At 73.6% G+C, this 10,617-nt stretch carries 9 protein-coding genes and 1 pseudogene; 4 read left to right on the top strand and 6 right to left on the bottom strand.

Translation table 11 applies throughout. The features are described 5' to 3' along the window. Positions 1-68 precede the first annotated feature (68 nt). The 6 genes and pseudogenes from ACFWPT_RS40250 to ACFWPT_RS40225 form a co-directional block, all read right to left on the bottom strand. A complete protein-coding gene (locus ACFWPT_RS40250) occupies positions 69-1,454 on the bottom strand; it encodes an MFS transporter (RefSeq protein WP_380487951.1) in 1,386 nt (461 codons plus the stop codon). Positions 1,455-1,935: 481 nt separating this feature from the next. Further along, a pseudogene (locus ACFWPT_RS40245) lies at positions 1,936-2,455 on the bottom strand (ATP-binding cassette domain-containing protein); the annotation flags it as partial. Positions 2,456-2,630: 175 nt separating this feature from the next. Further along, on the bottom strand, positions 2,631-3,197 hold the full coding sequence (locus ACFWPT_RS40240; RefSeq protein WP_380487949.1) for a hypothetical protein: 567 nt from the start codon (positions 3,195-3,197) through the stop codon (positions 2,631-2,633). 329 nt (positions 3,198-3,526) lie between these two features. Beyond that, positions 3,527-4,249: a heparin lyase I family protein gene (locus tag ACFWPT_RS40235; protein WP_063350348.1), complete on the bottom strand. Its 723-nt coding sequence runs from the start codon at positions 4,247-4,249 to the stop codon at positions 3,527-3,529. Positions 4,250-4,412: 163 nt separating this feature from the next. Beyond that, on the bottom strand, positions 4,413-5,825 hold the full coding sequence (locus ACFWPT_RS40230) for a uracil-xanthine permease family protein (protein ID WP_380380563.1): 1,413 nt from the start codon (positions 5,823-5,825) through the stop codon (positions 4,413-4,415). Positions 5,826-5,955: 130 nt separating this feature from the next. Then, entirely contained in the window at positions 5,956-6,909 is a 954-nt protein-coding gene (locus ACFWPT_RS40225; RefSeq protein ID WP_380487947.1) for a LuxR C-terminal-related transcriptional regulator, read from the bottom strand. Between the two features lie 191 nt (positions 6,910-7,100). Between ACFWPT_RS40225 and ACFWPT_RS40220 the strand changes: the two genes are divergently transcribed. The 4 genes from ACFWPT_RS40220 to ACFWPT_RS40205 all read left to right on the top strand — a co-directional run bounded on the left by ACFWPT_RS40220 (position 7,101) and on the right by ACFWPT_RS40205 (position 10,566). After that, positions 7,101-7,820 (top strand): G1 family glutamic endopeptidase, encoded by a 720-nt coding sequence (locus tag ACFWPT_RS40220; protein WP_380346299.1) that lies wholly within the window; start codon positions 7,101-7,103, stop codon positions 7,818-7,820. Between the two features lie 151 nt (positions 7,821-7,971). Then, entirely contained in the window at positions 7,972-8,622 is a 651-nt protein-coding gene (locus ACFWPT_RS40215) for a TetR family transcriptional regulator (protein WP_380487945.1), read from the top strand. 44 nt (positions 8,623-8,666) lie between these two features. Beyond that, a complete protein-coding gene (locus ACFWPT_RS40210) occupies positions 8,667-9,434 on the top strand; it encodes an SDR family NAD(P)-dependent oxidoreductase (protein ID WP_380487943.1) in 768 nt (255 codons plus the stop codon). A gap of 91 nt (positions 9,435-9,525) precedes the next feature. Continuing rightward, entirely contained in the window at positions 9,526-10,566 is a 1,041-nt protein-coding gene (locus ACFWPT_RS40205; RefSeq protein ID WP_380487941.1) for an NAD(P)-dependent alcohol dehydrogenase, read from the top strand. The last annotated feature ends 51 nt before the right edge of the window (positions 10,567-10,617 follow it).

Below are 10,617 nucleotides of genomic sequence, written 5' to 3'. Positions count from 1 at the left end.
GCCCGGGAGGTCCCGGGCAGCGCCGCCGGTGCGTCACGCGGTGGCCGTCAGCGCAGCTCGGCGCGCCCTCAGCGCGCCGTCTGCGGGACGCGCTGCCCCGGGACGGCCGGCCTGGCGGCCTTGCGGCCGGCGGCCGGGGCGGCGCCCAGGGCGGTGCCCCGGGTCTCCTCGGCCCACAGCATGCACACCAGCAGGCCGACCACGGTGGTGCCGGCCGCGATGAGCATGGTCGGGCCGGTGCCCAGCCCGGACAGCGACAGCGGCAGCAGGTAGGTGCCGACGGCCGCGCCGATCCGGCTCACCGAGGTCGCCACGCCCACCGCCGTCGCCCGGATCTCGGTGGGGAAGAGCTCGTTGGGGTAGGTCCAGTCGAGGACGTTGGGCCCGCCGCACAGGAAGGCGTACGCGCACAGCGCCGTCAGGGCGATGGCCGCCGGGGCGGTGGGCCACACGCCCAGCAGGGCCAGCGGGACGGCCATCAGGGCGAACGACCAGATGATGACGGGGCGCCGGCCGCGGGTGTCGATCAGGCGCAGCGCCGGGAAGCAGCCGAGCAGGAAGACGAGGCTGATCAGCCCGGTGCCCAGGGTCTCCATCACGGTGCCGCCGGGCATGCCGAAGGAGGAGAGGATCTGCGGGCCGAAGGTGAGCATCGCGAACAGCGGGCCGACCTGGCAGAGGAAGAACAGGCCGCAGAACAGGGTGCGGCGCCGGTAGGGCGGGGTCATCAGCAGGCGCAGCCCGCCGGGGCGGCCGCGCTCGGCCGGGTCGGGCATCAGCTCGCGGCCGTCCACCCGTACGCCGAGGTGCTTCTCGACCACGCGCACCGCGTCGCCGACCCGCCCGTGGGCGGCCAGCCAGCGCGGGGACTCCGGCGTACCGCGACGGATCACCAGGAACACCACGCACAGCACCGTGGAACTCGCGAGCATCCACCGCCAACTGCCGGGCCCGGCCAGCTCCAGGAACGCGTAGCCCACCACGTAGGCGAGCACGGAGCCGGCGTACCAGGCGATGATCTGCTGACCGAGCAGCCGCCCGCGCTGCTTGGCGGGCAGCCACTCGGCGAGCAGGGACGTGGCGATGGGGTAGTCGGCGGCCACGGCCATGCCGAGCACGAAGCGCAGCACGGCGATCGCCCACACCGTGTCGACCCAGAAGGAGAGCACCGAGCAGGCGACCATCACGAGCAGGTCGGCGGTGTACATCACCTCCCGGCCGATCCGGTCGGTCAGCACGCCGAAGAGCGCGCCGCCGACGAACATGCCCACCAGCGCGGCGGCGCCGATCAGGCTGACCTCCGCGGTGGACAGGCCGAGCTCGGGTCGCATCCCGATCAGGGCGACGCCGACGATGCTCAGGATGTAGCCGTCGAGCAGCGGCCCACCGGAACAGGCGAGGGCCAGTCTCCGGTGGAAGGCGGTATACGGGGCGTTGTCGATGGTCTGGGACATGTGCTGGGGGTCCTCCGGAGCGTACGGCGGCGGATGGCCCGCTCACCGTGCGCCGGGTAGACGGCAAGGAAAGACGCCGTCCGGCGGACGGCGCCATCACCCGCTCACACCGGGCGACCGTCCACGGTTGCCCGGGTGCGAGGGGGCCGCCACCGGGCCGAAGGTCGGCCGGAGTCGCGACCAAGGTCCCGAAGCGGACAGGACCTCGGACCGTGTCGCGACCCCGCCCGCCCAGTCCTGCCGGGCCCTGTCGCCGCCCGGGCGCCCGCCCGCCCGCCGGGCGTGACCCTTCTCACCCGGAGGCCCCCGAGGGCCCCGATCGTGTGACCGGCGCCACATCCGGCCGTGCCGCCGGCGGGCGCACCGGCCCGCGCCCGCCGAACGGCGCGGCCCGGTGCGCACCCCGCGTCCGCTACGCGGGCGCGCCCTCCGCCAGCCCGCCGTCGGCCAGCCGCAGCCACCGCTGCACGCCGATCCCGTGCAGGAACCGCTCGTCGTGGCTGACCACCACGAAGGCCCCCCGGTAGGAGTTCAGGGCGCTCTCCAGCTGGGCCGCGGGCGTCGGCGTCGAGGTTGTTGGTGGGCTCGTCGAGCAGCAGCACGTCGGGGCGCCTGAGCAGTTGGGCGGCCAGGCCGAGGGAGACGATCTGGCCGCCGCTGAGGGTGCCCAGGCGCCGGTCCAGCGCCAGGTGGGCCAGGCCGAGGCGCTCCAGCTGGGCGCGGGTGCGTTCCTCGATGTCCCAGTCGTCGCCGATGACGGCGAAGTGCCGCTCGTCGACGTCCCCGGACTCCACGGCGTCGATGGCCCGGACGATCTCGGCGATGCCCAGCACCTCGGCGACGGTGAGGTCGCCGCTCAGGGGCTGCGGGAGGGGGGCAGGGCGCGGCGCAGCAGACAGCCGGCGCCCGGGGGCAGACGGATGGGAGGAGGGCGCGACGACGGGGCCACGCCGACGGTGCTTCCACGCACCGGTCGGTGGCCTGCCGGGTCCGGGACTCACCCGGAGATGTCGTCGTCCACCACCACGTCTGGTCTCCTCGGTATACGGACGGTCGAAGTCCGCGCAAGTGTAGCCACCGGCTGCCAGGCACGCACGGCATTTATCCGGCGGCCGCCACCCCTGTGCCACCGGTGATCGTGCTGCGCAGGAAGTCGGTGGGGTCGACTTCCCGTGCTCATGGGCGGGTGGCTTGGGTGGCTTGGGTGGCTTGGGTGCGGCAGTGGGTGAGGGCGCACTTGAGGCGGGGGTCGGGGTTGGTGGTGGTGAGGAGTTCACCGGCGGTGGTGAGGGTGGTCCAGTAGGCGGTGGGGTCGCCGGTGCGGGGGAGGGGTGGGGTGGTGGTGAGGGAGAGGTAGGCGGTGGTGAGGTTGCCGGTGGTGAACCAGCGGTTGAGGCCGTGGTGGTGGCCGGGTCGGATGTCGCCGTGGGCGTTGACGGCGGTGAGGAGGTGGTCGATGACGGCGCGTTGGGTGGGGGTGAGGGTGGCGGGGATGTCGAAGATGCCGAGGGCTTCGAGGAGTTCGCCGGTGTCGGTTTCGGAGTTGGGGCGGGGGTTGGCGAGGAGGGCGTCGTGGCAGTCGTCGAGGCGGCGGGTGGTCTCGGTGTGGGGGATGGCGAGGGCGAGGCAGACGGCTTGGGCGGCGGGTCGGGGTTGGTGGCCGAGGCGGGCGAGGAGGGCGTAGGTGGCGGCGGGGGTGGCGCCGCGGGAGAGGGTGTGCTTGGCGAGGTTGGTGAGGTGCATGGGTGGTGCGGCTTTCAGACGGTGGCGGGGGTGACGGGCGACGAAGGTGCGGGGCGGCGGGTTGTGAGCATGGCGGGTGCCTCAAGAAGGATTGTGCGGGGGAGTCCCGGTGGGGAGAAGGGCCGGGCTTGATCAGCCGATCGGGACCGGGGCGCCCTGAAGGAGAAGGGGGATGCCGTCGCCATGCTCCCAGGAGTCCCAGGCGTCTTCGACCGCTTGACCAGCGGTCAGGGCCGAGCCTGCACTCGTCGTCGCCGTCCGCAGTGGCGAGTTCGGCGACGTCTGAAACCGCAGGCCCGGACCGCTCACCGGTCCGGGCCTGCGCGCCGTCACGAGCCGGCGGTGGCCGCCTCCAGCGTGGTGGCCATCACCGGGCTGGTGAAGGTGTTCGTCGCATCCCCCGTGGAGGGGTGGTAGGAGCCCCACTTGAGGTAGTTGCGGTCGCCGTCCCAGGTGGTGCCCTTGAAGGTGTCCGAGCCGGTGGTGAAGGTCTGCTTCACGCCGTCGAACCAGAAGTCGATGGTGCCGTCGGTGCGGCCCAGGCGGATCTTCAGCGCGTACGAGTGCCACGTGTTGTTGGTCGTCTGCGCGGTCCACAGGGAGTGCGCGACGTGGTCGGTGTCCCACTCCTGGAGGCGGACGCGCCCGTTGACGATGTCGATCTCGATCGGGTGGTTGGCCGTGCCGGTGCTCGGCGAGCACTTGAGCTGGAAGACGTACCGGCTGTTGGTGTCCTTGATGTCCACCTTGGACGACCAGCCGAGGTAGAAGGTGTCGCCCTCCTTCAGGTCCGGGCTGAGCGTCTCGCAGCGCTCCTCGCCGGCGGCCTGGAAGGCCCGCCACACGCTGCCCTTGACGGAGTCCTTGACGACGCCGAAGTTGCCGGCCGCGCACTGGACCGCCTTGAACGAGGACGGGCCGGTGCTGGTGCTCGGCGTCCACAGGACCTTGCCCGCGTCGGCGGCGGAGGCCTGGCCGCCGCAGGTGAGCGCGAACGTGGCGAGGGCGGCGGCCGCGGCGGCGGTCTTGCGGCGCTGGGTCAGAAGGGACATGCCTCTCCCGGGGGGATGAGTGGCGCGGGGCGGGGGACGGGTGTACGCGGCGATTCGACCACCGCCCGGCCCGTCCGGCCAGACGGAACGGCCGACGGAAGAGCCTTTTCGGACACTTCCGCCGGCCGTCCTGTCGACCTGAACCCGAACCCGGGCCCGTCCGTTACGGGTTGCGCGGCCCCTCAGCACCCTCGGAGCCCTCGGAGTCCTCGTCGTAGGAGGAGGTGCCCTCGTCCAGCAGCGGCTCCTGCGTCTTGAGGTGCGCGGGGGCCAGCGCCCGCAGCGTGTGGTAGCCGGTGATGACGACCAGGGTGCCCAGCGCGATGCCGCTGAGGCTGAAGGTGTCGGTGAACTTCAGGGTGACGTTGCCGATGCCGATGATGATGCCCGCGGCGGCCGGCACCAGGTTCAGCGGGTTGCGCAGGTCCACCTTGGACTTGATCCAGATCTGCGCGCCGAGCAGGCCGATCATGCCGTACAGGATGACGGTGATGCCGCCGAGCACCCCGCCGGGGATCGCGGCCACGACGGCGCCGAACTTCGGGCAGACGCCGAACAGCAGCGCGAAGCCGGCCGCGGCCCAGTAGGCGGCGGTGGAGTAGACCCGGGTGGCGGCCATGACGCCGATGTTCTCGGAGTAGGTGGTGTTCGGCGGGCCGCCGAGTGCGGTGGAGAGCATGGAGCCGACGCCGTCGGCGGAGATCGCGACGCCGAGCTTGTCGTCCAGCGTCTGGCCGGTCATCTCGCCCACGGCCTTGACGTGCCCGGCGTTCTCCGCGACGAGCGCGATCACCACGGGCAGGGCGACCAGGATCGCGGACCACTGGAAGGAGGGGCCGTGGAAGTCGGGCAGGCCGATCCAGTCCGCCTTGCCGACGCCCGACAGGTCAAGGCGCCAGTGGTCGGTGAGGTGGCCGCCCGCGTCCACCGAGTGGATCTTGCCGAAGACCCGGTCGAACAGCCAGGAGATCCCGTACCCGAAGAGCAGCCCGAGGAAGATCGCCACGCGCGACCAGAAGCCCCGCAGGCACACCACGGCCAGACCGGTGAACAGCATCACCAGCAGCGCCGTCCACTGGTCCTGCGGCCAGTAGGTCGACGCGGTGACGGGGGCGAGGTTGAAGCCGATCAGCATGACGACCGCGCCGGTCACGATCGGCGGCATCGCCGCGTGGATGATCCGCGCCCCGAACCGCTGGACCGCGAGGCCCACCAGGAACAGCGCCGCGCCCACCACGAACACCGCACCGGTCACGGTCGCGCTGGTGCCGCCCTGCGCCCGGATCACCGCGGCCACGCCCACGAAGGACAGCGAGCAGCCGAGGTAGCTGGGCACCCGGCCGCGGGTGGCCAGCAGGAAGATGATCGTCGAGACGCCGGACATCATGATCGCCAGGTTGGGGTTGAGCCCCATCAGCACGGGCGCCACGAAGCTCGCGCCGAACATGGCCACCACGTGCTGGGCGCCGAGCCCTGCCGTGCGGGGCCAGGAGAGCCGTTCGTCGGGGCGGACGACCGCCCCCGGCGCGGGCGTACGCCCGTCACCGTGCAGCTTCCAGCGCACGCCGAGATCCATGGTGGGGGTTCGCTTTCTCTGTACTTCCGGTGAACTGTCCGCACCATTCTCCCGGTCACCGGGCCTGCCGCGCGCACCCGGCCCGGCCTTGACCTGCGCACTCGCGCGGCCCGGGGGCGGCGCAGTCGGCTCACAGCAGCTCGGCCCGGGCGGCCTGGATGCCCGCCTGGAACCGGGTCCGGGCCCCGAAGCGGTCCATCAGCTCCCGCACCCAGCGCTGCACCGTCCGGGTGGACACCCCCAGCTGGCGGGCGATCGACTCGTCGGTGAGCCCCGCCGCGAGCAGCGGGAGCAGTTGGCGGTGCCGGTCCTCCGGATTCTCCTCCGGCAGGGCGGGCAGCCGCATCGCCTGCGCCCAGTACAGCTCGAACAGTCCGGCGAGCGCGTCCAGCAGGGTGGAGGGCCGGATCAGCAGCACGCTCTGCAGCTCGGTGCCCGCGCTGACCGGCAGCAGCGCCCAGCGGTCGTCCAACAGCGCCAGCTTCAGCGGCAGTTCGGTGTGCACCCGGGCCTGCTCCCCGGCCGTGGCGAAGGAGTGGATCTCCGCCAGGCGCTCCGGATCGCGCAGCACCCGGCTGTGGTAGACCACCCTGGTCGTCACCCCCCGTGCCAGCAGGGACAGTTCGGTCTGCGGATCGCTGCGCCGGATGTACGGGGGCCGGTCCAGGACCCGCAGCCGCTCGCGCACCCCGAACTGGAGGGTGCGCCACAGCTCGGCGACCGATCTGCGCCCGCAGATCACCTCGACCGGCGCGTCGGACCCGGTGCCGTCCCGGCCCTGCCGGTAGGTGCGCATCAGCTCGCCCATCCGGCCCCGGGCGCGCCGCAGTTCGACCTCGCGCCGCAGCAGCAGCTCCTCCACCGCCACGTCGGGCGGCACTGCCGCCCAGGCCCCGGCCGTGCAGGCCTCCACCAGCCCTTGCGCGGCCAGCGAGACCAGCGCCGCGAGCACGATCGAGGCCTGGAGGTTCATCTGCGACGCCAGCCACTGCGGGTCGGCGGCCTGGACGCCGAGCAGCCGCAGGTAGAGCTGTTCCTCGACCGCGCCGAGGCCGAGTCCGGCGAGCATGCCCGTCCCCGACACTGCGTCCTCCTCGTCCTGCACCGCCAGTGGACGAGCCGACTGTGCGCCACTCGGTGCCCGAAATCAAGGGATTGATCGGTCGACATGTTCCCGCCATGTCGGGTTCCTGCCCACGCGGTTCCCTTCCCGGCCCGCCCGCGGCGCCCGCAAGCTGGGCGGCACCCCCTCAACTCCCAGTGAAGGAGCCCCCCATGGCCCTTTCCCGCACCGGCCGGCTCGTGCTCGCCGCCCTGCTGGCCCTCCCGGCCGCCGCGGCCGCGACCCCCGCGACGGCCGCCCCCGCCACCCCCGCCACCCACGCCGCCGCGCACGGCTACGGCAGCGCGCACCGCTTCGGCCACGGCGCCCGCTACGACGGCGGAGTCTGGGGCGGCTACGTCGCCCAGGGCAGCGGCTTCCAGAGCGTCTCCGGCTCCTGGACCATGCCCGCCGTGCAGTGCAACACCGCCAACGACCTGTTCGCCCCCTGGGTCGGGATCGACGGCTACGGCTCGCAGACCGTCGAGCAGACCGGCGTCCAGGCCGACTGCTCCAGCGGCTCCCCGGTCTACTCGGCCTGGTACGAGATGTACCCGGCCCCGCCGCAGTACTTCAGCGACCCGGTGGACGCCGGTGACAGCTTCACCGCCTCGGTGGTCAACAGCGGTGGTTCCAGCTACGCCCTGCAGATCACCGACAACACCAAGGGCTGGACCGAGACCACCACCCAGCAGCTCGACGGCCAGAACGTCAGCGCCGAGGCCGTGATCGAGTCCCCGAGCCAGAGCTACCCCTCCTTCAGCCGCCTGGACTTCTCCGGCGTCACGGTCAACGGCCAGGTCTTCGACGGCTACTCCCCGCAGGCCATCGACAGCGGCCCCTACACCGAGACCCCGCTCAGCAACGGCTCCTTCGCGATAGTCCCCGCCTGATTCGGCCGGCCTGGCCCGTTCCACTCGACCCGCCTGCGAGCCCGTCTGCGAGCCCGCCCCGGCCCCCGCCTTCCCGTGGGGGCCGGGGCGGGCTCGTGTCCCAGGGGGACTCATGTCCCAATGGGACATTTCCGGGTGTACGGTGGCTCCCGTGACCACCGAGAAGGCCGAGCACACCACCGAGGGACGGCGTGACCGCAAGGCGCGCCGCACCCGCGAGTCACTGGCCGCCGCCGCCCTCCAGCTGGTGCTGGACCGCGGCCTGGCCGCCGTCTCCGTCGAGGACGTCACCGACCGGGCCGACGTCTCCCGCCGCACCTTCAGCCGGTACTTCGCCTCCCGCGAGGACGCCGTGCTGGACTGCCTGCGCGCCGACTTCGGCCGGATCAACGCGGCGCTGGCGGCCCGCCCCGCCGCCGAGACCCCGGTGGCCGCCTACCGCGCGGCGCTGCGGGTCTGGCTGGGCGACGAGCGGGACCCGGCCTGGCACCGGCGCCCCGGTGTGCGGGAGCTGTTCGGCCTGATCGCCGCCGAGCCCTCGCTGACCGCCGCCTACCGGCGGATCTGCGTCGACGAGGAGGAGGCCTCCATCCGGATCGCCGCCGCCCGCCTCGGCCTGGACGCGGAGTACGACCTGCGCCCGGCCGTCGCCGTCGGCCTCGGCGTGGCGGCCCTCCAGGCCGCCTCCCGCGCCTGGGTCCGCCACCCCGTCGGCGCCGACGAGCCGGATCTGCCCGACCTCGTGGAACGGGCCTTCGACCTGCTCGCCGCCGAACCGCCCCCCGACGGCCCGGCGGCCTGAACCACCGCGCCCACCCGGCGCACCCGCACGAAAGGACGTACGCCATGACCGGCACCGACCACCCCCAGGAGTTCACCGGCAAGGCCGCACTGGTCACCGGTGGCGCCTCCGGCATCGGCCTCGCCGTGGCCCGCCGCCTGGCGGCCGGCGGCGCGGCCGTCGCCGTCGCCGACTTCGACCTGGAGGGCGCCCGCAGGGCCGCCGCCGAACTGGAGGCCGCCGGCGCCCGGGCCCTGGCGATCGGGACGGACGTCACCGACCCGGAGTCGGTGCGGGCCGCCGTCCAGGCCGCCGTGGACGGGCTCGGCGCCCTGCACCTGGCCGTCAACAACGCCGGCATCAGCGGCGCGAAGGCCCCCACCGGCGCGTACGAGCCCGAGCAGTGGCGCCGGGTCCTGGCCACCAACCTCGACGGCGTCTTCTACTCGCTGCGCTACGAGATCCCCGCCATCCTGGCGGCCGGCGGCGGCGCCGTCGTCAACATGGCCTCGATCCTGGGCGCCAACGGCTTCGCCGGCTCGCCCGCCTACGCCGCCGCCAAGCACGGCGTGGTCGGCCTGACCAAGACCGCCGCCCTGGAGTACGCCGCGCAGGGCGTGCGGATCAACGCCGTCGGCCCGGGCTTCATCGACACCCCGCTGCTGAGCGCGGCCGACGAGGAGGCCCGTCAGGCGCTGGTCGCCCTGCACCCGGCCGGCCGGCTCGGCCGCGCCGAGGAGGTCGCCGAACTGACCGCCTTCCTGCTCTCCGACCGGGCCTCCTTCATCCACGGCAGCTACCACCTGGTCGACGGCGCCTACGCGGCCCGCTGACCGGCCCGCTGCCCAGGCCTGTCCGGTGGCCGGGGCAGCGCAACCGGGGGGACAGTCGAGTCCGGGGGCAGAGAGAGGGAGTCCGAAACCCATGAAGGCAGTCCAGTACCGCAGCGTCGGCGCCGCCCCCGAGGTGGTCACCGTCCCCGATCCGGAGCCCGGCCCCGGCCAGGTCCTGCTCAAGGTCACTGCGGCGGGGGTGTGCCACTCCGACATCGCCGTGATGAGCATGCCCGCCGAGCGGCTGTCCTTCCCCCTGCCGCTCACCCTCGGGCACGAGGGCGTCGGCACCGTGGCCGCGCTCGGCGCGGGCGTGACCGGCCTGGCCGAGGGCGAACCGGTCGCCGTCTACGGGCCGTGGGGCTGCGGCAACTGCGCCAAGTGCGCGGAGGGCAAGGAGAACTACTGCCTGCGCGCCGCCGAACTGGGCATCCACCCGCCCGGCCTGGGCGCCCCCGGGGCGATGGCCGAGTACATGGTGGTGGACAGCCCCCGGCACCTGGTGCCGCTCGGCGGCCTCGACCCGGTCCGGGCCGTGCCGCTGACGGACGCCGGCCTGACCCCGTACCACGCCATCAAGCGCTCGCTCGGCAAGCTGACGCCCGGCAGCACCGCGGTGGTGATCGGCACCGGCGGCCTGGGCCACGTCGCGATCCAGCTGCTGCGCGCGATGACCGCGGCCCGGGTGATCGCCCTGGACGTGACGGAGGAGAAGCTCGCGCTGGCCCGCAGCGTCGGCGCGCACGAGACGGTCCGCTCCGACGCCTCCGCGCCCGCCCGGGTGCGCGAACTCACCGGCGGCATCGGCGCCCAGGTGGTGCTGGACTTCGTCGGCGCCCCGCCCACGGCGGCCGCGGCCGGCGCGATGGTGGCGGTGGAGGGCGACGTGACGATCGTCGGCCTCGGCGGCGGCACCCTGGCCGTCGGCTTCGGCGCCCTGCCGTACGAGGTCTCGGTGTCCTCCCCGTACTGGGGCACCCGCGCCGAGCTGATCGAGGTCCTCGACCTCGCCCGGGCCGGCGCGGTGGACGTGCACGTCGAGACCTACGGGATCGACGAGGCGCCGCTCGCCTACGAGCGTCTGCACAGCGGCCGGATCAACGGGCGCGCCGTCATCCTCCCCAACGGCTGACGGCTGACGGCTGACGGCTGGGGCCCCGGTCCCGCCGCCTCTGGTCGGGGG

Origin of the sequence: Kitasatospora sp. NPDC058478, assembly GCF_042720345.1 — a bacterium.
Lineage (GTDB): Bacteria > Actinomycetota > Actinomycetes > Streptomycetales > Streptomycetaceae > Kitasatospora.
This window is presented reverse-complemented; position numbering and strand designations above follow the sequence as displayed.